Below are 24,026 nucleotides of genomic sequence, written 5' to 3'. Positions count from 1 at the left end.
GCCGGCAGGTAATCGACCTGCTTGAGCACATAGGCGTTGTAACGCGAACACGCCAGCGACTCGGCGCCCGCTGCGGCGGGCTGGCGAGGTAGCGGCCACAGGGAAAGGCGGGAGATGTCTACATACTTCCATCTTCATCGACGCTCGGCACCGTTCCGAGCGATGCGCTGCTGTACTGAGCGTATGCTGTCGCGCCCTGCGCCGGAGTTGCCATGCTGGAGTTGATCCCACCCGAATTGCCGTGGCTGCTGGTCATCGCCTTCATCGCGGGGCTGGTGGATGCGGCGGTCGGCGGGGGTGGCTTGATCCAGCTGCCGGGTTTGTTCACTGCCCTGCCGCAGCAGACGCCAGCGGCCTTGCTGGGCACCAACAAGTTCAGTTCGGTATTCGGTACCGGCGCCTCGGCGCTGCGCTATGCGCGCGCGGTGCGCTTCCCATGGCGGCCGGTATTGCTGGCGGCCGCCGCGGCGTTTGCGTTCTCCTTCCTCGGTGCCACTGCGGTGACCCTGCTGTCGAAGGAAGCGGTGCGGCCGTTGGTGCTGACCCTGCTGATCGTGATGCTGGGCTATACGCTGGCCAAGAAGGACTTCGGCGCGCTGCACCGGCCGCGCGAGGTCGGCCGCCGTGAGCTGCTGATCGCGCTGGCGATGGGCGGGGTGATCGGTTTCTACGACGGCTTCTTCGGGCCGGGCACCGGCAGCTTCCTGATCTTCCTGTTCGTGCGGTTCTTCGGGCTGGACTTCCTGCGTGCCTCGGCCGCCTCCAAAGTGGTCAATCTGGCGACCAATGTGGCGGCATTGTCGTTCTTCGTGCCCAGCGGCAACGTGTTGCTGGCATTGGCGGTGCCGATGGCGGCCGCCAATGTGCTGGGCGCGGTGACCGGCACCCGGCTTGCCCTGCGCGGCGGCACCCCATTGATTCGTAAGCTTTTTGTGGTCCTGGTGGTGGTGCTGATCGCGCGCATGGCCTGGGATACCTTCCGCCCGGCGTGAAGCCTATCTGCACATAGCTAAATCTTCATCACTGGAAATTCTTGACGTACGTCACATAGTGGCGCAGTAAGAAGCCAACCCGGGGATGGCGCCACCATGAAGAACCGCTACCGAATCGCTGCGCTGCTGCTGCTTGCCGCCGCGATACTTGCCTGTGTGCCGGTGCTGTACTCGCTGCATCAAGCTCGCAAACAGGCTATCCGCGAGAAATACGTGCTGCTCGATGACGTATCGACCAGCATCAGCCGCCAGGTGGCCGGCACCATCGATGTGATCGAGCGCCTGCAGGCGGAAATGCGCAGCAGCGGCGATGCACCCTGCAGCCCGGCCGGGCTGTTGCGCATGCAGCGATTCGGCATCAGCTCGCACATCGTCAAGAGCACGCTGTACCTGCAGGACGGCAAGGTCGCCTGCTCCTCGGGCGGTGCGCTGATGCGGCAGATCGTGCTGCCTCTCCACCCCTTGCGTGCAGCTGACGGCGTGCTGGTCTATACCCAGGTGCAGGTGCCCGGCTTGCCCGGTCGCGAGTACGTGATTCTGGAGAAGGAAGGCTACGCGCTGCTGGTCTACCCGGACGGACTGATTTCCCCGTTCGCCCGCCCAGACCTTGCACTGGGCCTGTTCAACAGCATGGATGGCCGCTACGCCGCGCAACAAGGCACGCTGCTGCAACGCTGGACCACGACGACGGCCGACAAGGACAACGACGGCCACTTCACGGATGCCGAGGCCGGCTATCTGGTGGTGCGGCGCGTGCTCCGTCCCGGCGGCACCGGGATAGTCGTGGCCACGCCACTGACGGCAATTGATGCGCGCATGGCGCAGTTCGCACACTGGTTCATCCCGCTTGGCATCATCGCCGGGCTGGCGGTGCTGGGCATGGCACTGGTGATGATCCGCCGCCAATGGTCGACGCGTGCCGAGTTGCTGCGCGCGATCAACAAGGGGCACTTTTTCCTGATGTATCAACCGGTGTTCAGCCTGCAGGACGACACCTGTATCGGTGCCGAGGCGCTGCTGCGTTGGCAACACGAAGACGGCACCGTGGTGCCGCCGGACCGTTTCATCCCGTTTGCCGAGGATGCCGGGCTGATCCAGCTGGTTACCCGGCGGGTGCTGGAACTGGTGGTCAAGGACCTGAGCGGGTTTTTCCGCCAATACCCGAACTTCCGACTGGGCGTGAATCTGTCACCGCGTGACCTGCAATCGATGGAGACGCCGCAGCTGCTGGCGGACATGCAACGTGCAATCGGCATTGGCAATGGCCGGTTCGTGGTGGAAGCCACCGAGCGCGGCCTGCTGGAGGAAGCCAGCGCGCAGGATGTGGTGGCGGCGATCCACGCGATGGGCATCGAAATCGCCATCGATGACTTCGGCACCGGCTATTCCAGCCTCTCCTATCTGACCACCTATCCATTTGACATCCTCAAGGTGGACAAGAGTTTCACCTCCACCGCCTGCACCGAAGCGGTAACCAGCCAGGTCGCCATCCATATCATCGAGCTGGCACGCAGCCTCGGCATGCAGACCCTGGTGGAAGGCATCGAGACCCAGCAGCAGGCGGATTTTTTCCGCGACAAGGGTGTGCTCTACGGGCAGGGCTATTTCTTTGGCCGACCGATGCGGGCGGAGGATCTGAGTGCGTTCGTGCCATTGCATACGCATCCTGGGCAACATGCAGCGCTGCAGTCAGACGCGAACAACAAAACTGCCACCACCCCGGATTGATCCCACGCAATGCGCCTGTAAGGCAAACGCGGGAGCCTACCCACTGCGAACTAACCGCAGTTGTGGAAACCCCCATGCAACAGGATTTTACCGGCCGCATCGCGCTGGTTACCGGTGCCGCCTCCGGAATTGGCGAGGCGGTAGTGCGGCAACTGGCCGCGCGCGGCGCGCAGGTGTTGGCCGCCGATATCGATGGAGATGCCGCCACCGCCGTGGCCATGTCGCTGGGCGAACGGGTGCAGCCGCTGCAGGTGGATGTCAGCGATCCGGATGCGGTGCGGCTGATGGTCAGCGCCTGCAACGAGCGCTTCGGCGGCCTGCACCTTGCGGTGAACAATGCCGGCATCAGCGGCGCCAGCCTGCAGACTGCAGACTATCCAGTGGAGGAATGGCACCGCGTGCTTGGGGTTAACCTGCACGGCGTGTTCTATTCGATGAAGTACGAAATCCCTGCGATCCTTGCCAGTGGCGGCGGTGCCATCGTCAACATGGCCTCTATCCTGGGCAGCAACGGCTGGGCCGGTGCTGCCGCCTATGTGGCGGCAAAACACGCTCTGGTCGGCATGACCAAGAGCGCGGCACTGGAGTACTCCGCGCGCGGGTTGCGGATCAATGCGGTGGGCCCGGGCTTCATCGATACACCACTGCTGCAGAGCATGGACGACCGCGCCTACGCCGGGCTGGTGGCGCTGCACCCGGCCGGGCGGCTGGGCACGGCCGAGGAAGTGGCGGCGTTGACCTGCTTTCTGTTGTCGGACAAAGCCTCGTTCATCACCGGGAGTTACCACTTGGTCGACGGTGGCTATTCAGCACGATGACCTGATGTAACTGGCGTTTCATTGCGCGAATTCAGGTTCGCGTTGACACGCTGCCGCTTGTCTGCTCCTAACGAATTGCTTACAAATCGGCTACGCCCGTCATGGTGGCGGGCACGTAGTCCGGCAATCACCAGGAGCATTCCGATGACGTTGTTACCGCTACGCCCGCGCCGCCTCAGCTGCGCTGTCCGCTTATCGCTGTTGTGCCTGCTGCCCAGCGCGGCCTTCGCGCAACAGGCACCAGACAGCACGCCCAAGACCCTGGACAGCATTCAAGTCACGGGTACCCGCATCAAGAAAGCCGAACTGGAAACCCAGGTTCCGGTCCAGGTGCTCACCCGCGAAGCCATCGAACGTACCGGTTACAGCTCGATTGCCGACGTGGTACAGCACCTCACCGCCAGCGGCGCTTCGCTGAGCACCAAGCTCAACTCCAGTGGCAACTTCGGCTTTCCACCCGATGGCGGCGGTGTCGGCGCCGGTGCAGCGACCGTGGACCTGCGTCATCTCGGGCCCAAGCGCGTACTGGTGTTGGTGGACGGTATCCGCTGGGTCAATGAATCCTCCGGCTCGGGCGTGGGTTCTTCGGTGGACTTGAACACCATTCCGCTGGCAATCGTGGACCGCATCGAGGTGCTGGAAGACGGCGCATCCTCGATCTACGGCTCCGACGCGATTGCCGGTGTGGTCAACATCATCACCAAGAAGGGTGCCGAGGGCGGCCATGTCGACGTGCAGTACGGCGACTACAACCTCAAGGGCGGCGGCACCAGCAGCGTCGACTTGAGTTTTGGTGGCAGCAGTGATCGTGCGCAGTGGATTGTCGGCGCGTCGTGGTTCAAGCAGAAAGAGATCAGCTCGTCCGAATACCTGTGGGCGCGCGAGCCGGTGCCCGGCACCGGCCTGTCCAACGGCAGCTCGGCCACCCCCGGCGGCCGCACGGTGTTTGCGCCGCCGGATGGCAACAACACCTACGGCGGGCTGTGCCCGCTTGGCCAGGATGCTGCCGGCAATCCCATTCCCGGCTCGGCGACGTGCAACATCACCCTGCCCAACGGCGCCAGCTTTGCCGGTGGGACCGCTTTTCCCGGCGACTTCATTCGCTTCGGTACTGCCAACCGCTTCAACTTCGCCCCCTATAACCTGCTGCTGACCCCGAACGAACGTAAGTCGGTGTTTGGCCAGGTGCGCTTTGAATTCACCCCGAATGTCAGCGGTTGGTTCCGCGGCCTGTACAGCGAGCGTGAGTCGGCCAACCAGGCCGCGCCGGAACCAATCTTCCTCGGCACCGATGCCGGTGTGTACAACGACTGGGCCGAAACCAAGCTGGTGATCTCGGCCAACAATCCGTACAACCCGTTCGGCTTCGACCTGACCACGATGGGCGCCAATCCCAACCTGTTTCTGTTGGGCCGACGACCGGTCGAAGGTGGTCCGCGCCGCTACGAGCAGGACGTGAAAACCTGGTATGCCGCCGGCGGGCTGGATGGTGTGTTCGAGGTCAACCAGCGCACCTGGAATTGGGACGTCAACGTGATGTCCAGTGAAAGCAAGGCTACCCAGACCAATACCGGCAGCTACAACATCAAGCACATCAACCAGGCGCTGGGTGACCCTGCCGCCTGCGCAGCGATAGCCGGTTGCGTGCCACTGAATCTGTTTGGCGGGCCGGGCACCATCACCCCCGAGATGCTGGCGTGGATCTCGCCGATCGTGCGTGACCGCAGCAAGAACACGCTGTCGCTGGGCTCGGCCAACATCACCGGCGAGTTGTTCGATATCTGGGCCGGACCGGTGTCCTTCGCCGCTGGTGCCGAATGGCGCCGCTACAAGGGTGAGTACCATCCCGACCCGATCACCATCGCTGGTGAATACAACGGCGTGCCCTCAGGCGTCACCATCGGCAGCTATTCGGTGAAGGAAGCCTACGTCGAGTTCGACGTGCCGCTGGCGCGTGAAGGCTTCTGGGGCAAGAGCCTGGACCTGAGCATTGCCGGCCGCTACTCGGATTACTCCACCTTCGGCGGTACCAACACCGGCAAGATCGGCCTGCGTTGGCAGCCGGCCGATGAACTGCTGCTGCGCATGTCGTTCGCACAGGGCTTCCGTGCACCGTCGATCGGCGAGTTGTACGGCACGCTGAGCCGCTTCGACGCCACCATCGTCGACCCCTGCAACAACGCCGCATCAACCACGCCCAAGTGCGTTGCCGATGGCGTGCCGCCGGGCTATGAGCAGGCCAACCCGCAGATCTCGGTGGTCACCTCCGGCAACCGCGACCTGCAGCCGGAAGAGAGTCGCTCGTTCATGGCCGGCGCGGTGTGGAGCCCGAGCTGGGCCGAAGACAGCAGCTGGGCCAGCAAGCTGGACCTTGGTGTGACCTTCTACCGCCACACCATCGACAAGGCGATCCAGGCACCGGATGCGCAGTCGATCATGGACCGCTGCATCGACAGCCGCGATGCCGTTGCCTGTGCCAGCTATACCCGCAACGATCGCGGCCAGATCGTCCGCTTCGAGGACATCCTCGCCAACCTCGGCACCATCAACACCAGTGGCTGGGATTTCAACGCGCATTGGTTGCTGCCGGAGACTGGCTGGGGCCAGCTTGGCTTTGACTGGAAGGCGACCTGGGTTACCCGCTATGAGCTGGTCAACGAGTCCGGACAGCCTGAGCCGAAGGGCCCGGGCATCGAAGTCAGTGACAGTTCGATTCCGGAATGGAGCTCGACCCTGAGCACCAACTGGGACTTCCGCAACTGGAACGTGAACTGGACGATGCGTTACATCGACCGTCTGCGCGAAAGCTGCGCCGGTGCCAATGGCTTTGCGATCTGCACCGACAGCGTTGCCGATCAGCACTGGCTGGGCGCGACCACCTATCACGACGCACAGATCAGCTGGCGTACCGATGCGTGGATGAAAGGCGTGAAGCTCAGCGTTGGCGTTAACAACGTGTTCGACAAGAACCCGCCGATCTGCCTGAGCTGCACGCTCAACGGCTATGACCCGGGAACCTACGATCTGCCAGGCCGTTACACCTACGCAAAGCTCAGCATGGATTTCTGAGTTGGATAAAGACCAAGGGAGCCGCGAGGCTCCCTTGGGTTCAGCATTGCTCTTGTGGGAGCGGTGTGAACCGCGAAGCTGGCAATGCCTGAAACCGCATGAAGATTGCAATTGCGGACCAAGCTGCAGCTGCGAGGCCATGAGCTTCGCGGTTTACACCGCTCCCACAAAAAAGCAGGAAGAAAGGTGCAGGATTGCTCAGCGCAGGAATGCGCCAGCGAGCGCCATCAACAGCAGTACCAGCACCGGCAGCATCGACAGGCCGAAACCCAGGCCGCGGCTGGACGGGTTGCCGACGTAGGCGCGCCAATAGATGAAGCGGCCAATCAGGTATACCGCGCCGATACCTGCCACCCATTCGGCTGGCCAGAAGCGTGCGGCGATCAGCATGGACGGCAGCAGCGCGACCATCAGCTCCAAAGTGTTCATCTGCACGCGATACGCGCGCTCGAAACCTTCGTGGCCAGTAACGGCGGGTGCTTTGACGCCGTAGCGGCCACGTGCACGGCCAACCAAGACAATGAAGTACAGGTATTGCAGCACTACCAGGGCGGTGATGATTTCTACGTAATGCATGCTGATCTCCACTGAACGCGTGTCTTGAAGTAGGTCGAGGGTAACAAGCGCAGCGATGGCTTTGCTGCGCTCTCTTCTTATGCTCGGCGAAGGGAGGCTTGGCTGTGCTCCCTCCCTTTGGCCGAAGGCCAAGGGGAGGGTTGGGGAGAGGTGCTTTGGCTTTGGCTTTGGCTTTGGCTTTGGCTTTGGCTCAATGCAACAGCAAAAGCAGAATCAAAAGCTCCCCCCATCCGCCCTTCGGGCACCTTCCCCCGCAAGCGGGAGAAGAAAAAGCCTGGCGGCCACGACAACAGGAAAAACTTCGCTTCCCTGCTATCAGGCCGGAATATTCTTCTTCGTCGAAGCCTTCTTCGCGGCTTTCTTCGCCGCAGGCTTGGCTTCCTCTTCTGCCGCAGCTTCAACAACTGGCGCTTCAAGCTCGGCATCAGCAACCGCACTGGACGCAACTGCTGCTTCAACAGCAACCGGCACATCCACCGCATCTTCCGCACTGGCCTGCGCCATCGCCCCACGCGCGCGCGCCGGCAGCTTCAGGCGATTGCCTTCGTCGTCGTATTCGATCAGCAGTACGCCCGAATCGTGACGGCCGCTGATTTCGACAAAGCAGGCGCCGCCGATGAACGGCTCCAGCGTCATCACCGACTTCAGCGGGGTGGCCACCACCATCTGGAAACCGAAGTTCTCGAAGATGTTCATCGCCAGCGCGGTGAATTCGTTATCGGCCTTGTCGAAGGCTTCGTCCAATACCACTGCAGCGTAGCGCGGCAGTTCGCCATCTTCGCCGCCCAGCTGGTAGCGCAATGCGGCAGCCAAACACGTGGTGGCCAACTTCTGGCGCTGACCACCAGACTTGCCGGCGCCGCTACGATAGATTTCGACCTGCTCGCGGGTGTCGGCATCCAACTCGACGCCAATGAACTCCACATGCAGACGCACGTCGAGCACCTGTTCGCGCCAGCGACGCAGCTCCGGCTCCTGCGCGCCGAGACGACGCACCAGCTCGCGCAGCACGTTGAACTGCGACTCGGCCAGCGAGCGGTCTTCGGTCTGCTGGTGGGTCAACACCGCACGCAGCTGCAGCTGGAAATCCTGCACTTCCGGCAGGCGCCGGTCGTGTACGTCGATGGCCAGCACGGTGCCGCGGTTGAACGCGACCTGCTCCAGCGAGGCGTTGACCTCGTCCATGCGCTGCTTGATCGCCTTGTGCGCTTCGGCAGTATGGCGTTGCAGGGCCAGCAGGTTGTTCTTGCTCTGGGTCTGCAGCAGTTCGAAGAAGCGACCTTCGTGGCGCGGCAAGCCGTCACTTTCCAGTCGGGTCAAACGCGCAAGGAAATCGTCGGCGCTGGTCAGCGACACAGTGAAGTCGCCGGAGTCTTCCGGCCACTGCTGGGTGTATTTGCGGAAGCAATCGAGCAGATGCTGGGTCAGCTTGGCATCGCGGCCCTGGCTGCTGCCAAGCTCCTCGGCCAGCCCACGCTCGACCACGCGGAAGTGACTCTCCAGGCTCTCAAGGTTCAAGCCCGGCAGGATGTTCAAACGCTCTTCCAGACCTTCGCGCTGCAGCTCGGTCAGCGGCGCGCTGGCGACGCGCGCCTGGCCGTTGTCACGCAGCTGCTCCAGGCGGGCACGCTCACGCGAGAACTGGCCGCGTTCGAGACGCACATCTTCATAGGTGCGCTTGCCCTGGTCACGCAGGCCGCGGGTCAATTCAATCTGCTGACCGATGCGCGCCAAGGCGGTGTCGCCTTCGCGCAGGTCGACCAGCTGCTCGTCGATATCGCTCAGGCGCTGCAGACGCGGGCCGACATCGATCTCGTCCCAGTCGCGTTCGATCAGCGAATGTGCGGCGAGCTGCTTTTCCTGTCCGCTTTCGCGCTGCTTGCGCAGCATCGCCACGTCGGCCTCGCTGCGTGCGATGCGCTGCGCAAGCTCCTGGCCTTCACGCTCGAACACGCGACGCTTGTCGCGGTTGTCGTGGCCCAGCATCCAACGCTTGCGATCGTTGACCGCGTGGCGGTCATCCTTTTCGTAGCGGTCGCCAGGATGCTTGATCTGGCCTTCGCGGGTCAGCGCACGGTCTTCGTTGCGCAACTGGCCTGCGTTTTCCACGCAGGTGTAGTCGAAGCGGCGCTGCAGTTCGTTGTAGACCCAGTCGCCGTAGGGATGATCGCGCAGCTGCAGCTTGTGGATCAGCGAACGCTTCTCCGGCTCGCGTGCATGCAGCAGCTCATTGTCACGGATGCGGAAGTACACCAGCTTGGTGCCGAGGTGGGTACGGTTGGCCCACTCGGCAACCTGCTGGTGATTCTTCTCGTCGACCAGCAGCGATTGCGCGAAACCGTGCAGCACGCGCTCGATCGCGCCGCGCCAGCCAATCTGGTCTTCGCGCACCTGGATCAGCTCGCCGACGAACGGCAGCGCGGACTCGGACAGACCGGTGTCGTCACACAGACGTGCGCGCATCTGCTGCAGTGGTGCCGGGATTGAGCTCGGTGCAGCCTTCAGCGATTCCAGTTCCACCCGCAACGCGGCGAAGCGCTTTTCGTCGTCGCGGCGCTCGGCCATGCGCTCGGCGATGGCATCGTCCACGGTGCCGGCGCCGGACTTGGTGCCGTCAATCAGCGCACGCGCCTGCTCCACCTGTTCGGAGAAGCCACTGGCGGTTTCGGCCAGCGCCATGCCGAGCTGGCGGCAGGCGCCTTCCAGCTGCTTGCGACGACGGCTGCGTTCTTCGACTTCACGCTCGATACGGATGCGCTCGCGCTCGAGTTCATCAATGCGTTCACCGCCCTGCTCGCGCTGCTGGCGTTCCAGCTCGACCAGCTTCAGTTCGTGGTTGTCCAAGGACTGCCGGCGCTGCCCTTCCTCGCCCATCAGGCCGCGGTCTAGCATTTCCACTTCTTTCAGGCGCTCGTTGACCAGCTCCAGGCGCTTTTCCTCACGGAAGCCGTCGATACCGATCTGCAGGTCACGCAGCGTTGCCACGCCTTTGCGCAGCGTCATCAGGTCCTGGTGGAAGTCACGCGCCGGGGTCAGCGTTTCGACCTGGCGGCGTGCGGTGACCACGGCGTGGTGGGCGCCATCGAGTTCGGCGAAGTCATCGACCAGGCGGTCGGCCGCTTCGAAGGTACGCGGCTCTTCCAGCATGAAGCCACGCAGGAAGCCATTGAGGTCACCAAGGTTCTTGGCCGACTGGGTCTTGTGCAGCAGACGCAGCGCCATGTCGTTGCCGATGCCCAGCAGGTGACGGAAGCGCTCGGCATAACCCGTGAAGCTGTCGAAGTGACCAACATCTTCGCCCAAGCGACCGCGCAGCTTGCGCAGATCCAGGTCGAAGCCTTCCATCTCTTTGGCCAGGTCGAAGCGACGCGGGATCACCATGTAGTGCTTGCGCACATCATTGGCCGAAGTGCCGGCACCGGCGATCCAGAACAGACGCACGATCGACACCGCGTCGCCGCGGGCGGTGTGGTATTCCAGCGCCAATGCACTCCAGGTAGCCCCCTTGCGCAGGTACTGGGTGGCGATTTCGCCGGACTCGCTGTCCTGCTGATCGGCCCAGGCACCACGCACATACGACACCAGCGAGCGGTCGCGACCAGAACGCTCGGCTTCGCGCGCAGCGGCGTTGAAGTCGACGATGCTTGGCGGCGTCAGCAATGCGCTCATGCCATCAAGCAACGTGGACTTGCCCGAGCCGGAGCGGCCGACGAACAGGAAGCCACGTTCGGCGATAGGCACTTCGGTCAGGCCGGAGAACGTGCCCCAGTTGAGCACCTGCAGGCGGCGCATGCGGAACTGGTTCGCGCGCGCATCGCTGGCCGGGTCGTTGAACAACGCGGCGTTGGGAAGCAGGGTGTGGGAAGTGGTTTCCATACGGCTCATCCTTCAGCCGCCACGCGGCGCGCGGCGGTGGTCATTCTGGTCAGCGTGGCGTGGGTGCCAGGCATCATTCGGTGGCGCTGTCGCTGCTGGCTTCGTCGTCGTCGGCAACCGCGTCGGTGACAGCGTCGCCGTCGCGCAGCTGGCGGTAAGCCTCGACCAGCACCTGCACGTCCTCGGCCGAGAACAGCAGTTTCAGCGCCGGCGACACTTCGTAGCGGTCTTCGCTGCCACGCAGCTTGGACAGCAGCTGGTTCTCGCGCATCTTGCCGATGGCGGCTGCTACACGCTTGCCGTAACCGGCCTGGTCGGTGGAGACGTTCTTCTGGTAGATGCTCATCGCTTCCACCAGCTGGAACTCGGCCACCACCGCGCGTTCGCCGCGGGTATCGGCCTCGGCCAGCTGCTGGCGCAGGAACAACAACAGCACCGACTCGATGAAGGTCAGCGGCGCGGCGCGCAGCAGGTTGGGCGAATCCAGCTCGGCAGTATCGGCCTGGCGGGTGAAGGCGACACCGCCATCACGGTCCAGCACCAGCTCCAGGAACAGCTCGCACAACAGGCTGCGCACTTCATCTTCATTGCGCAGCAGCGCGGTCCATTGCGCCGGCTGGCGCTGGGCGTCGACGCTGGGGCCGGCCAGCAGCAGGCACAGCGCGCGGCGTGCATCGACCGGCAGGCGGCCGCTGTCGCCGACGAACAATGCCCCGCCGCTCAAGGTGGGTGCCGGCGCGACGGGTGCGCTGATGGCTTCGCTATCGGTTTCGGTCTCAGACCAGTTCATCGCGTCTTTCCTTGAGGAACCAGATCAGCGGCACGCGGGCGCGTCGCACCACGCCGTCACCGCCGGTCCATTCCACGGTTTCAAGTTGGTCGGTCATCACCTTGCCATGGCGGGTGCCGATGGAGAGATAGCCGATCACGCTGCCCAGGCCCTGCCGCGCCGGCCGCTCGCGCAATACCTGCGAGATGCTCAGGCGCGGGCGCGAACCCAGCAGCATGAAGAGATTGTCTTTCAGGGTGCGCACGTCGATTTCCGACTGCGCGACCAGATCGCCAACGCTGTCGAGGGTGATCTCGGCGGCTTCGGCGTAATAGATGGAGGTGTCGACCTGGTGCGTGCGCGGGTCATGCAGACGCCACTGGCCGATCGAGCGCACGCGCGCCGAGGACAGCGGCAGCACGAAGCCGGTGGCTGCGGTGGGCCGCACTTCGTCGCGTAGCTGCAGGGCCTGGCCCTGCGCCTGCTTCAGCAGCTGGTTTAGCCGGCGCTGTTCCAGATAGCCACGGCTCTGCACGAAGCCACGCAGGCTGCGGGCGAAGTGCTGCATCACCTCGTGTACCTGGCCGCCGCGCTCCAGCAAGGTGCTGGTGAAGTTGCGCAGGAAGTTGCGCTCGTTGCGGTCCAGCTTGCGGGTGAAGCCACGGTTGAGCACGGTGTCCAGCGCGGCGTCGAGTTCGCCGCTGCGGCGCGGATCATTGAGCAGGTCCCAGAACGCCTGGAAACTGCGCCCGGCATCGGATTCGCCAATCACATCGACGCCATTGAACAGGCGATCGAGCACGTCGCCGCGCGCGCCTTCGTCGTCGATGATGCGTTCGCGGAAACGGCGGTTGAGCTGTTCGAAGTCATCACGCACGCGGCGGAAGTCTTCGGCCAGGTCATCGGCCAGACGGATCACGTCACGGGTGCGCTCCAGCGCGCGCTTGCCATCGAGCGCGCTGACCTTGCCGGTCGATACCTGGGCGATCTCGGCATCGATGCGGTCACGCTCGGCCTTCAATGCGGCCAAGCGTGCTTCCGGATCGGCCTCGGTCTGCTGGGCGAGCTGCGAGATCTGCTGCATCACCATCGCCAAACGGCTTTCGGTGGCCAGGCTGGCGTTGTGTTCGATGCCGGCGATGAAGCGGATCGCCTGCACGGCGTGCCGCGAAAGTTCGTATTCCTCTTCGCTCGCGCCTTCAGGCAGGCGCCGCACCAGCCAGCCCTGGGCCAGCCAGTAGGCGATGTAAGCCGGCGCGGTGCGCGGCAGCTCGACCTCGAGCTCCTCGCCATTGAGCGTGTCCAGCTGCTGCTGCAGACGTTCGGCGAGGATGGAGCCGGGGATGCGACGGTCCGCTTCCAGCAGCAGGCCCTGCAACAGGCCCACCAGCACCGGCGCACGGTCGGAGGCCAGCAGTTTCCATAGCGGCTGCTCGCGCAGACGCTGGTAGCCGGCGATACGTTGGCGGTACTTCATCGAGCGCGTGCGATCCCTGGGCTCAGCGTCGGGCGTGGCCGACTTCGATGAAACGCAGGAACTCGGCGCGGGTACGCGCGTCGTCATGGAAGGTGCCGCGCATGCGCGAGGTGACCATGCTGACGCCACGCTTGTGGATGCCGCGGGTGGTCATGCACTCATGTGCGCCTTCCACCACGATGCCCACGCCCATCGGCTGCAGCACGTCCTGGATGACGTCGGCAATCTGCGCGGTCATCTTTTCCTGCACCTGGAAGCGCCGCGCATAGGCCTCGACCACGCGCGCCAGCTTGGAGATGCCGACCACACGGCCATTGGGGATGTAGCCGACGTGCACACGGCCAATGATCGGCGCCATGTGGTGCTCGCAGTGGCTTTCGTACTCGATGTCGCGCAGCACGATCATCTCGTCGTAGCCGGCCACTTCCTCGAAGGTGCGGGCCAGGTACTCGCGCGGATCGTCGTTATAGCCCTTGAACCAATCGCCATAGGCCTCGGCTACCCGGCGCGGGGTATCGAGCAGGCCTTCACGAGTGGGATCTTCACCGGCCCAGCGCAGCAGGGTGCGCACGGCGTCTTCGGCCTGGGCTTGGGTGACGGACGGGTTCTTGGGATCGGCCATTACAGAACTGCGCTTGGATTACGGGGTAGACATGCTACCAGCCGGGGCTGTGGAGGAGCATTTACGGCGCCTTGACCGGCTCCGGCGAGCCGGGCGCTCCGAATATATCCAATTGTTTTATATGGGCTTTTTGAAATCCGGAAGATCCGCCGGTTCAATGTGCCTGCTCTGCGGCCTGCTTGGCCGTTGCGGTATCGCGCTCCAGCGCCTGCAACAGGCTTGGCGCACGCGCGGTGCCGATATCGGCGACGCGCCAGCTGCTGCCTTGGCGCTGCAGGGTCAACTGCAGCTGTAAAGGGTGCTGGGGGTCGTCGAGCCGGGTGCTGGCACGCAGTTGGCCGTCGGCCAGTGGCTGGATATCGAAGCTGAGCTGGCGCAGGTCCTGCGCGGTGTCCTGGCAGTCACAGAGCGGATCTCCGTCCAGATAGCCGACTTCGCCGGCGTACGCGTCGCTATTGGCCTGCATCGCGGCGATCAGGGCCGGCGTGTAGACCTCTTCGTCGGGCAGGATGGCGTCCAAACCGGCGTCGGGGTGGTAACCGGCATAGATATGGCTAAGGAAGCTGCGGGCGTTGCTGATGTCCTGCTCGGTAATGCTGGCCGTTGCCGTTGTTGGCTCCAGTGTGGCGGTAGCCGGTGCGTCCTTGTTGCAACCGGTCAGGGCCAGGAACAGCAGTGCTGTGCTTGTCAGGGTTTTCATGGGCGTCCTTGCGTGTTCGTTTGACGGGTCTTTTTAAGCGTGTCGGTGGCGGAAAGCAAAAGCTTTGAAGCACCCCTCCCCAACCCTCCCCTTGGCTGCGCCAAAGGGAGGGAGCAGAGCGCTTGTCTCCCTCCCTTTCGCCGAAGGCGAAGGGGAGGGCCGGGGAAGGGTGCTTCTTGCGCGGACTGGCCGCTCCCCTGTGCCTACGGCAAAAGGGAAGGCGACAGGCGCTGCGCCAGACCTGACCAACGGCTGGCGTGGCGGGCCAGCGACGCTTCGATCACCTCGGCACTGCCGGCCAGATGCAGGCCGTTACGGGCACGGGTGATGCCGGTGTAGAGCAGCTCACGGCTGAGTACGCGGTTGTCGCGGCGTGGCAGCTGCAGCCATACCTGATCGAACTCCGAGCCCTGCGCCTTGTGCACGGTCATCGCGAATGCGCTTTCGTGCAGCGGCAGCGCCGCCGGATGGAAGGCACGCGGGTTGGACGGGTCGTCACCGGGGAACCAGGCACTGACACCGCGGCCATCGCCATCGCGCAGGCAGATGCCGACGTCGCCGTTGAACAGGCGGTGGCGGTAGCTGTTCTCGCCAATGATCAGCAGGCGGCCGTGAAACCAGCCCGGGCCCAGCGCGCGGCCACGGGTGCCGGCCAGCAGGTCTTCGATGCGGGCGTTGAGCCCGCGCGCGCCCTGCGGGCCTTCGCGTACGGCGGTGAGCAGGCGCATGCGTCCGGCCAAGGCCAGCGCGTCGGCTGGGGTGGCCGCATCGGCCAGTGCTTGCCAGTACTGCTGAAGGGGCTCGCGCCAGGCTAGCAGCGGATCGATATCGCCTTCGTGGAAGTGCACGCCGGTCAGTTGGGCGTCGCGCAGCAACTGCAAGGTCTGCACCGCATTGCCGCCGCGCATGGCGCTGGCCAGCGGTGCGAGCTGCAGGGATTCGCTCTGGCGGTAGCCACGCTGCAGCTGCACGCGGGCACCGACGAAGTCGGCGGGCTTGGTTTCAACAGCATCCGCTGGCAATTCGCCCAGCAACGGCCGCAGTGCTTCTGCATCCGTTGCGGTCGTGCGCTGGCCATCGCCAGCGGCACGCAGGATGGCGCTGAGTACGTCGCCGGCTTCCACCGAGGGCAGCTGGTCGGGATCGCCGAGCAGCACCAGGCGGGTGCCGGCGGCGATGGCTTCGACCAGCTTGGTCATCAGCGGCAAGTCGATCATCGAGGCTTCGTCGACCACGATGACGTCATAAGGCAACGGGTTGTCGGCGTGGTGGCGGAAACGGGGTGAATCCGGGATCACGCCGAGCAGGCGGTGCAAGGTAGTGCCGGTGGTCGGCAGTTGTTCGCAAAGGGCGCTGTCGATGCCGGTTGCGGTCAACTTGTGCAGGGCGTGGCGCAGACTTTCGGCCATGCGCTCGGCGGCGCGGCCGGTTGGCGCGGCCAGGGCGACGCGTGGTGCTGGTTGGTTTGTGGCCTGCGCCTGTGCGGCCAGCAGCACCAGCAGGCGGGTGATGGTGGTGGTCTTGCCGGTACCGGGGCCGCCGGTGACCAGCAGCAGGTTGTGGCGCAGAGCGGTGGCTGCGGCTCTTGCCTGGTGGTCTAAAAGCTTCCCCTCATCCGCCCTTCGGGCACCTTCTCCCGCTTGCGGGAGAAGGGAGAGGTCCAGCTGCTCGGCGGTCTGCGAGTCTTGCAGCACTGCACGCTTCTTGCCCCCTCTCCCACTGGGAGAGGGCTGGGGTGAGGGTACGCCGAACAGATCAGCCTGCTGGATTGCAGGCACCGCCTGCCCTGGGAACAAGCGTGCAAACACTTGCGCCAACCCAGCCACATCACCATCAGCAACAGGCGCCTGCCCGATCCGCTGCAAGCCCGCCGCCAAGCGGCGTTCGTACTCACGATACCGACGCAGATACAGCAGCCCGTTCTCCCATACCAAGGGCGCCTGCTGCGACTCCGCGCTGTTATCCACAGCTGTGGATATCCACTTGGATGACGCCAGCTGCGCAATCCACTCCTCCGCCGCTGGCCATTCCACAGCGGCATCCACCAATCGCTGCGGCTGGCTCGGATCAAAGCCCGCATGGCCCTGCGATACCGCCAACGACGCCAAGGCCGCAGCAGCCAGCACGGTATCCGGCGTTTCCGCATCCAGGCGGCGCAGACTTTGCGCCAGGGCATGGTCCAGCGCGCGCAGCGCGCCGGTTTTGTTCAATGCGGCCAGCAGGCTCATGCCTCGCCTCCCAGTCGTGCCAACAAGGCCGCGTGGCCTTTACGGCCACCGGCAAACAATTCGTCCACCGCGTGCACCAGCTCTGGCGCGAAGTTGTGCGCGTACAGGCCTGGCGACTGCGAGCGCGTTGCATCCAGGCCACGACAGAACAGGTAACGGATGCCACCGAAGTCACGCGCATAGTCGTAACCAGCACCAATGCGGAAGCGCAGCCAGCGATGCAGGGCCACGGTGTAGATCAGCGCCTGCAGGTCGTACTCGCTGTGGCGCATGGCCGCATCCAGCTGCGCCGGAGCGTAATCCGGCAGACGATTGGATTTGTAATCGAGCACGTACCAACGCCCGTCGCGGACGTAGGTAAGGTCGATCTTGCCGGTCATCAGCCCTTCCAGCTGGCGGCGCAGGCCGAAGCCGTTGCGGCCGCGCACAACCCCGTGTGCATGCAGCACGCGCAGCAGTGCCGGCACCGTGGTTGGCTGCATGGCGAAGTGGAACTCGATTTCGGCGCGGCGCTCGCCTTCGCCCAGCGAATGCAGGGCACCGCCTTCGGGCAGGGCGACAGTCAGGGTCTGGCCGATCAGTTCGGTCAGCAAGGCCACGCCATCATCAATCTCTTCGTCGATGTAGCCATCGGCGCGCATCGCCTTTGAGATGATCTCGGCTTGGCCTTCCGGTGCAACTTGGCCGGGCTGCCAATCGCGCCAGATGCCGAAATCGACGTTCTCCAATGCGGCATGCAGCACGTTGCCGAAACGGCTGCCGGCAAAACGCGGATCGAATACCTCCGGCTGCGTAGTCGCTGCTTCATTGGCCGGCTCAGCATCCACGTCGACCTGTGCCGGTTCATCGGCGGCGCCACCGCTGTCTTCGGTGGCGGCGGCAGCAGTGTCGTGGCCGCCTTCGGCATGGGCGAGCTGGGTGAAGCTGTAAACCCACCAGTCGTGCGGCACGCTGCGGCGCACCTCGCGTACCGGCGGCAAAGCCTGCTCGCGTTCGGGTGGCAGGCGGGTCGGCGCCGGGCCGCTGTCGTCTTCGATCACCTGGATGTCAGCGTGCTCGGGCAAGCCCTGCAACATCGGCCCGAGCCGCGAGGTTGCCAGGCCAGTCAAGGCACCGCCACTTATCCACAAGGCATGCTCGGCGCGGGTCAGGCCGACGTAGAGCAAACGCGCGGTTTCGGCCTCCTCATCGGCGTTGACCTGCTGGCCAATGGCCTTCCACTCAGGGTCTTCCTTGTCGATCTTCCAATGCAGCACGCGCTGTTCGCCGTCATGCACGGTGCGGTGGTTGCTGCTGTCCGGCGCATTGGTGGCGATGCCGACAAAGGGCAGGTAGACCAGCGGGTACTCCAGACCCTTGCTCTTGTGCAGGGTGATGATCTGCACACGGCGGGCATCCGATTCCAGCCGCAGCAGCTGCGCTTCGTCGCCTTCGTCGGCGTGGGCGATCTGTGCCTGCAGCCAATCGAGCAGGCCATGCAGGCCGATGCTTCTGTTGCTGGCTTCCTGCAGGGCTTCGGCCAGCTGCAGGTAGTTGGTCAGGCGGCGCTCACCGTCGATCAGCAGCAATAGACGTTCGGCCTGTTCGGCGCACAGGTCCGACAGCAGGGCGAGCACGCCGCCACGCTGCCAGCGCTCACGCCATTGCAGCAGGCGTTCCTGATGCAGGCGCTGTTGTTCGCCCTCATGCTCCATCGCGGCGATGGCTGCTGCGCTTTCGCCCAGCAGCACAGTGGCAAGCGCGGCGCGCAGGCGGCCTTCGTCGGCCGGCTGCAGCAGGGCCAGCAACAGCAGGCGCAGTTCATGCGCTTCGGCGCTGGCGAACAGGCTCTGCTTGCCGGCAGCGACCGCTGGGATGCCGAGCGCGGCCAAGGCCTGCTGTACGCGCGAAGCTTCCTTGTGCGAGCGCACCAGCACGGCAATATCGCCCGGCTGCACCGGTTTGCCGTCGACCTGCGCGCGGTCTTCGCGGGCGGCACTGAGCACCTTGTGGATATCTGCCACGCAGGCGGCAGTGGCGGCATCGCGCGAGGCATCGGCCTTCAATGGCTTACCGTCAGCATCGCCTGCAATCAGCTGCAGGGTCAGTGCTGGCGCGGGTTTGCCGTCGAACAGATAGTCGGCGTCGCTGCGCTTGCTGCCCGGCAAGACCGGCTCGAACTGGATGCGCTCGTCGAGGAAGGCTTCGGGGCCGGCGTTGTCGTACAAGGCCTGGATCGCGCGCAGCACGCCCGGGCGTGAGCGGAAGTTACGGTCCAGCGCCGGCGCGGCTTCGGCCAATGCCTTGGCCTGTAGATAGGTATGCACGTCGCCGCCACGGAAGCCGTAGATAGCCTGCTTGGGGTCGCCGATCAGGAACAGCGCGGCATCAGCACCTTCCTCGGCTGCGAATACGCGGCGGAAGATGTCCCACTGGCGCGGGTCGGTGTCTTGGAATTCGTCGACCAGGGCAAAACGATATTGCGCACGCAGGCGTTCGGCCAGATGCACGCCATGCGGGCCGTGCAAGGCATTGGCGACGTTGTCGATCAGGTCGTCGTAGGTCTGCTGGCGACGCAGCTGCTTGAGCTGGGCCAGCCGCTGGCGGACTTCGTTGCGCAGCTGGTGCAGCAGCACGATCGATTGCTGGCGCTGCCACTGCGTCACCTGTGCCAGAGCGAGCAGGTAATCGGCGATCAACAGCTGCAACGGCGATTGCGGGGTGCTGCCGGCCTTGGCCTTGTTGGTCTTGGCAGTGAGCGCGTCCAAGGTCAGCCGTTCCAGACGTTCGTCCAGTTCGGCGGTGGGATCAGGGTGACGGCTCCACTGCAGCAATTGCTGGAACAGCGGCTCGATCCAATCGGGCTTGTAGCTGGCCTTGTTGAGGATGCCGCCTTCCAGCGCGCCACGCAGTTGTTGCAGGTAGGTTTCGCCGTGCTCGGCGATGCCGGCGGCCAGACGCTGCGCAGCGCCGTCGCGGAACGGACGGGTGTCTTCGATCAGGGTCTGCGGTGGCTGTGGATAAAGCGGCAGCTCGGCAGCCAATGCGGGCAGATCCCGGGCCAGTGCATCCGGACTTTTCCACAGGCCCAGCAGCGCCTCCAGATGCTCGCCCTGCCCTGCATGCAGCCGCCACAGGTCGGCAGCCAGTTCGGCATGCAGTTCGCGGGTATTGGCCAACAGCTCGGGCGCGGCGAAGGTGTGGCCGCTCTCCAAAGCGTATTCGCCCAACACGCGGGTACAGAACCCGTGGATGGTGAAGATCGAGGCCAGATCGGTTTCTTCAGCGGCAATGCGCAGGCGCCGGCCCAGCTGCGCGGCACTTTCCGCACCCTGCTGCAGGTGGCGTTGCAGGACGGCGCGGGTCAGCGTGGTTTCCGGGCTGTCGTTGTCGTCCGGCGTGCTGTCGACCACGCGCGCAGCCAGCTCCAGGCGTTCGCGGATGCGCTTGCGCAGTTCCTGGGTGGCGGCGTCGGTGAAGGTCACCGCGAGGATCTGGCCCATGCGCAGGCCCTGCTCCACCACCAGTCGGGTGAACAGCGTGGCCAGGGTGAAGGTCTTGCCGGTGCCGGCGCTGGCCTCGATCAGGCGCAGACCGTCCAGCGGCAAGTGCAGATACGGGTCCTGCTGCAGCGCTTCGGTGCTCATGCGCCGGCTCCGTTCATGGCATCGTTTTCAGCGTCGAAATCGGGCAAAACGCGGCCCTCGCGTAGCGCGGTAAATATCAACAAGGCGTTGTGGATAAATCTGTGAGTAGTGCTTGGCGATGCGAACGGATCGGTGCCACGCAAGGCCAATTGCAGGGCTTCGCCGTTGCGCTCGCCCCAGCTGTGTTCGCTGCCGTACCAGCGCGCCTGTGCGGCGTTTTCGCGTTTGTCATCGTCGGCGTTGTAGATCTCCCAGCCGGTGTAGGGAGCGAACAGCAGCGGCGCCTGCATTCCTTCAGAACGTAGACGCAGCAAGGCTTTCAAAGCTTCCTTCGCATTCTCTGCGGACAGCTCTGGAAGCCGATGCGGGCCATAGCCGGCCTGCCCGTTGTCATGGAACTGCAGCATCGATGACGGCACACCGGCAGCGTTCACCAGCAGCCAATCCAGGCCGCCGCGCAGCACATAGGCCACCCCTGGCGACCCCGCCTGCAGGCGGATCAGGCCCTGTGGATGAATTTGCTCGACACGCCCGTGCAGGCGCACGCCATCGAGCTCGACTTCGTAACGCTGCGAGCCCAGCGGCTGGCCGTCGTACCACTGCGAAAACGTTTCCGCGCAAGGCCGGATACGGCTGAGCATGCGTTCGAACTGCTGCCGCCCGAGTGCACCGGAAGGCAACAACGCGCGGGCACGCAAACGCTGGTACAGGCCTGCTTCGCGGCCTTCCAGCAGGGCACTGAGTACGTGTTGCTGCAAGGACGAGTGCAGGCGGCCGCCACTGGGTACCAGCAGCGGCTCGATGTCTTCGCTGTCATCGATTTCACCTGCCAGCCGTAGTCCCAGCCTCTGATTCAGGAACTGCGCGGCCGGGTCACTGATGAAACGCCGCAGGGCATCCAGCGACAGACTGTCGTCATTGAGCGCGCTGGGCAGCGGTGCATTCAGCGGGCCGTCGAACCACGGCGCCAAGCGTTGCCGGCTGCCGCCGACCGCGCTGGCGGCCGGATGCCACTGGCGCCGGTAACTGAAACGACGCGGTTCGCCATCGCCGCCAAATGCCGCCGGAGCGAACGGCTGCAGCGGATGCCGCACCACCAGGTGCTTGCGCGCGGCAGCGCTGTCCAAGTGATACGCCGATGCCGCGTTGACCAGTTCGCTGACCAGCACCGAGGGCTCGCGCACACTGCCGTCGCGGGCATCGGCGCCGAGATAACTCAGGTAGAACACGTCCTGGGCCGAAGCAAACAGCTGCAGGAACAGGAAGCGATCGTCCTCGCGCAGCGAACGGTCGCCATAGCGACGACGCTCGGTGCCCAGCTCGGCGGTAAGCCGGCTCAGGCCGGCAGCCGGGTCGCGGCGCGGGAAATCACCGTCGTTCAAACCCAGCACGCAGATCACCCGGAACGGCAACAGGCGCATCGGCACCATGCGGCCGAAGCTGATGCCGCCGGTCAGCAGCGGCGCGCGGGTATCAGCTTCGGACAGCACCGAGGCGAAATGTGCGCGCACGACTTCGGCCGGTACCGGCGCGTCGAAACCGGCGCTGTTGGCTTCTTCGGCGAATTCGTTGACCAGCTTGCGCAGGCGGTCCAGCGCGCGCACGGCAGACGGTTCGGTCGGGGTTTCCGGCAACAGCGCCAGCAACAGGCCGAGCAGGCGTTCGCGCCATTGGTTGGGGCTCAGTGCTTCGGCCAGGGTCTTCTGGTGGCGAGCGAGAACACGCAGCAGACGGATCATCGCATCGAGTGCAGCCAGCCCACCGCCTTCCAGCTCCGGCCACGGCGCGACGCCTGCGATGTCCTCATCACTGCCGCTGGCGTGGCCGAGTAGCAGCCGGTCCAGCGCGAACTGCCAGGTGTAGGCATCGTCTGCCGGCGCCTGATGCTGCTTGCGATGGCCAGCATCCAGGCCCCAACGCGCGCCCGCTGCCTGCAGCCAGCCGTGCAGGCGTTCGAACGCAGCCGCGTCCAGACCGGAGGCGGACGCCAGCGGCGCGCTGGACAGCAGGTCGAGGATTTCATTGAGGCCGAAACGCGATACCGGCAGGCCCAGCAGCTGCACGAACACCTCGGCCAGTGGCTCACCCTGCAGCGGACTGGCATCGGCCAGCGCCCAAGGAATATGCGCATCGTTGCCGCCACGGCCGCCGAACACCGATTCCAGGTAGGGCACGTAGGGGTCGATATCCGGCGCCAGCACCGCGATCTCACGTGGCTGCAGCGGCGGGTCGAAACGCGGGTCTTCCAGCAGCGCACGCAGCTGGTCGTGCAACACCTGCATCTCGCGCAGGCGGGTGTGGCAGGCGTGGATCTGGATGCTTGGGTCGTCCACCCGCAGCGTCCCGCGCAACGGCGGCGAGGGCAGCGCGCGGCGGTGGAACAGGTCGGCCTGCAGGCGGTGCAGCAGGCTGTCGCCGAGCCCGCCGTCATCCAAACCGGGGACGGGAATGCTTTCCGGGTCCACGTAGGCGGCGATCTCACCGCTGGGATGGACCACTTCGTAGTCGCCCAGCACCGCCATGAAGTCACGGCCGGCTTCGCCCCAGGCCTGCAGCAGCGGGTTTTCGCCGGCCTCGATACCGAACGGCTCGGCCAGGCCGCTGCGCAGCTTTTCCTTCAGCGTCTGCAGATCGCCCCAATAGGAGCGCGTTGGCGTCGGCATATAGAAGTGCAGCGTGCCGACCCGCGCCTGGGTGGCGATCACCCGCAGCACGTCCGGCGAGACATTGAGCGTGGCAAAGGCGAACAGGCGCTGCGGCAGACCCTGCGGCAAGGGCTGGTGTTCGCCTTCAAAGCGGGCCAGGTAATCGTTGATTCGCCGTGCGCGGTAGTTCTGGCCACCGGCGATATGCCGCCAGAGGATGGCCTGCGGGTCATCCGGCTCGGCCCCGTCCTCCCAGCGCAGCAGCCAGTCGCGGCGCCAGGCCTGGTACTTCTCGAATACCCCGCCCAGCTCGGCCGCCAGCGCCCACGGACGCAGCGGATCATTGCGGTCCAGGTAGGCACGCAGCCCGGCCATCGCCGGTTTCTGCATCAAGCTGCTGTCGGTCAACGCCCCATATAAACGCCAGTGCAGCCCGGTCGCGCCCAGATCATCGCGCTCACCCGGCACATTGGCCTTCAGCGCTTTGGCAACGAACTCGCCGGGGGTCAGGAATTCCAGATTGGCCGACACGCCATATTCGGCGGCCAGGGTGGACTGCAGCCAACGGCGCATCGCCACCTGCGGGATCAGGACGATATCGGCAGCCAGCAAAGGCTGGCCGGGCGCCGGCTCGCGCAACGCATGGGCCAACAGCTGGGCCAACACATCCAGGGCATTGGAGTGGTACAGGCGGAAATCGGGGGCATTGCTCATCACGCCATCTTGCCGCAGCAGCATCGCAGGGGGCGAGACATGAATGCATTGCGCACATTCCCGACCGGTTGACTCTCCCATCCCCTGCACACTGTGTTGCTGACAAAGCCTCAAGCTGTGCATGGCGCTGTGCGCTGACAATGAGACAATACTGCACGGTCCAGTACGCTTATGTTCAGGCGCTGC

Annotated in this window: 12 protein-coding genes and 1 pseudogene; 4 read left to right on the top strand and 9 right to left on the bottom strand. The window is 64.8% G+C overall.

Annotated elements, in window-relative coordinates:
• Positions 1-212: 212 nt before the first annotated feature.
• From ACVOLR_RS04355 to ACVOLR_RS04340, 4 genes are all read left to right on the top strand, one after another.
• Positions 213-992, top strand: coding sequence for a sulfite exporter TauE/SafE family protein (locus ACVOLR_RS04355; protein ID WP_481532717.1), 780 nt, complete (start codon positions 213-215; stop codon positions 990-992).
• A gap of 96 nt (positions 993-1,088) precedes the next feature.
• Entirely contained in the window at positions 1,089-2,720 is a 1,632-nt protein-coding gene (locus tag ACVOLR_RS04350) for an EAL domain-containing protein (RefSeq protein ID WP_481535350.1), read from the top strand.
• A gap of 74 nt (positions 2,721-2,794) precedes the next feature.
• Complete coding sequence (locus ACVOLR_RS04345) at positions 2,795-3,538, top strand: SDR family NAD(P)-dependent oxidoreductase (RefSeq protein WP_481535349.1); 744 nt, start codon at positions 2,795-2,797, stop codon at positions 3,536-3,538.
• A gap of 144 nt (positions 3,539-3,682) precedes the next feature.
• Complete coding sequence (locus ACVOLR_RS04340; protein ID WP_481535348.1) at positions 3,683-6,607, top strand: TonB-dependent receptor plug domain-containing protein; 2,925 nt, start codon at positions 3,683-3,685, stop codon at positions 6,605-6,607.
• A 198-nt stretch (positions 6,608-6,805) separates the two neighbouring features.
• Here ACVOLR_RS04340 and ACVOLR_RS04335 read toward each other — a convergent pair whose 3' ends face one another.
• The 9 genes and pseudogenes from ACVOLR_RS04335 to recC all read right to left on the bottom strand — a co-directional run bounded on the left by ACVOLR_RS04335 (position 6,806) and on the right by recC (position 23,840).
• On the bottom strand, positions 6,806-7,183 hold the full coding sequence (locus tag ACVOLR_RS04335; protein WP_481535347.1) for an MAPEG family protein: 378 nt from the start codon (positions 7,181-7,183) through the stop codon (positions 6,806-6,808).
• 318 nt (positions 7,184-7,501) lie between these two features.
• Positions 7,502-11,059: pseudogene (locus tag ACVOLR_RS04330) on the bottom strand (ATP-binding protein); the annotation flags it as partial.
• Positions 11,060-11,132: 73 nt separating this feature from the next.
• Positions 11,133-11,849 (bottom strand): DUF4194 domain-containing protein, encoded by a 717-nt coding sequence (locus tag ACVOLR_RS04325; RefSeq protein WP_481535346.1) that lies wholly within the window; start codon positions 11,847-11,849, stop codon positions 11,133-11,135.
• Positions 11,836-13,305 carry a DUF3375 domain-containing protein gene (locus ACVOLR_RS04320; protein WP_481535345.1) on the bottom strand — a complete coding sequence of 490 codons (1,470 nt, stop codon included), beginning with the start codon at positions 13,303-13,305 and terminating at the stop codon, positions 11,836-11,838. Before ACVOLR_RS04320 ends, ACVOLR_RS04325 begins: the two co-directional genes overlap by 14 nt.
• A gap of 22 nt (positions 13,306-13,327) precedes the next feature.
• The gene (gene folE, locus ACVOLR_RS04315; RefSeq protein WP_282267683.1) at positions 13,328-13,927 is read right to left on the bottom strand and encodes a GTP cyclohydrolase I FolE; all 600 of its coding nucleotides are present in this window, start codon (positions 13,925-13,927) and stop codon (positions 13,328-13,330) included.
• A gap of 154 nt (positions 13,928-14,081) precedes the next feature.
• Positions 14,082-14,627 (bottom strand): DUF3828 domain-containing protein, encoded by a 546-nt coding sequence (locus ACVOLR_RS04310; protein ID WP_481535344.1) that lies wholly within the window; start codon positions 14,625-14,627, stop codon positions 14,082-14,084.
• A gap of 203 nt (positions 14,628-14,830) precedes the next feature.
• Positions 14,831-16,855 carry an exodeoxyribonuclease V subunit alpha gene (gene recD, locus ACVOLR_RS04305; protein ID WP_481535343.1) on the bottom strand — a complete coding sequence of 675 codons (2,025 nt, stop codon included), beginning with the start codon at positions 16,853-16,855 and terminating at the stop codon, positions 14,831-14,833.
• A complete protein-coding gene (locus ACVOLR_RS04300; RefSeq protein WP_481535342.1) occupies positions 16,852-20,481 on the bottom strand; it encodes a UvrD-helicase domain-containing protein in 3,630 nt (1,209 codons plus the stop codon). Before ACVOLR_RS04300 ends, recD begins: the two co-directional genes overlap by 4 nt.
• Positions 20,478-23,840, bottom strand: a complete 3,363-nt coding sequence (recC, locus tag ACVOLR_RS04295) for an exodeoxyribonuclease V subunit gamma (protein ID WP_481535341.1) — start codon at positions 23,838-23,840, stop codon at positions 20,478-20,480. Before recC ends, ACVOLR_RS04300 begins: the two co-directional genes overlap by 4 nt.
• Between the last annotated feature and the right edge of the window lie 186 nt (positions 23,841-24,026).

This window comes from Stenotrophomonas sp. STEN030 (assembly GCF_056759995.1).
This window is presented reverse-complemented; position numbering and strand designations above follow the sequence as displayed.

Coding starts and splice junctions, on each gene's coding strand:
- ACVOLR_RS04325 (WP_481535346.1), bottom strand. CDS start 11,849: ATGAACTGGTCTGAGACCGAAACCGATAGCGAAGCCATCAGCGCACCC.
- folE (WP_282267683.1), bottom strand. CDS start 13,927: ATGGCCGATCCCAAGAACCCGTCCGTCACCCAAGCCCAGGCCGAAGAC.
- ACVOLR_RS04345 (WP_481535349.1), top strand. CDS start 2,795: ATGCAACAGGATTTTACCGGCCGCATCGCGCTGGTTACCGGTGCCGCC.
- ACVOLR_RS04355 (WP_481532717.1), top strand. CDS start 213: ATGCTGGAGTTGATCCCACCCGAATTGCCGTGGCTGCTGGTCATCGCC.
- recD (WP_481535343.1), bottom strand. CDS start 16,855: ATGAGCCTGCTGGCCGCATTGAACAAAACCGGCGCGCTGCGCGCGCTG.
- ACVOLR_RS04310 (WP_481535344.1), bottom strand. CDS start 14,627: ATGAAAACCCTGACAAGCACAGCACTGCTGTTCCTGGCCCTGACCGGT.
- ACVOLR_RS04320 (WP_481535345.1), bottom strand. CDS start 13,305: ATGAAGTACCGCCAACGTATCGCCGGCTACCAGCGTCTGCGCGAGCAG.
- ACVOLR_RS04300 (WP_481535342.1), bottom strand. CDS start 20,481: ATGAGCACCGAAGCGCTGCAGCAGGACCCGTATCTGCACTTGCCGCTG.
- ACVOLR_RS04350 (WP_481535350.1), top strand. CDS start 1,089: ATGAAGAACCGCTACCGAATCGCTGCGCTGCTGCTGCTTGCCGCCGCG.
- ACVOLR_RS04335 (WP_481535347.1), bottom strand. CDS start 7,183: ATGCATTACGTAGAAATCATCACCGCCCTGGTAGTGCTGCAATACCTG.
- recC (WP_481535341.1), bottom strand. CDS start 23,840: ATGAGCAATGCCCCCGATTTCCGCCTGTACCACTCCAATGCCCTGGAT.
- ACVOLR_RS04340 (WP_481535348.1), top strand. CDS start 3,683: ATGACGTTGTTACCGCTACGCCCGCGCCGCCTCAGCTGCGCTGTCCGC.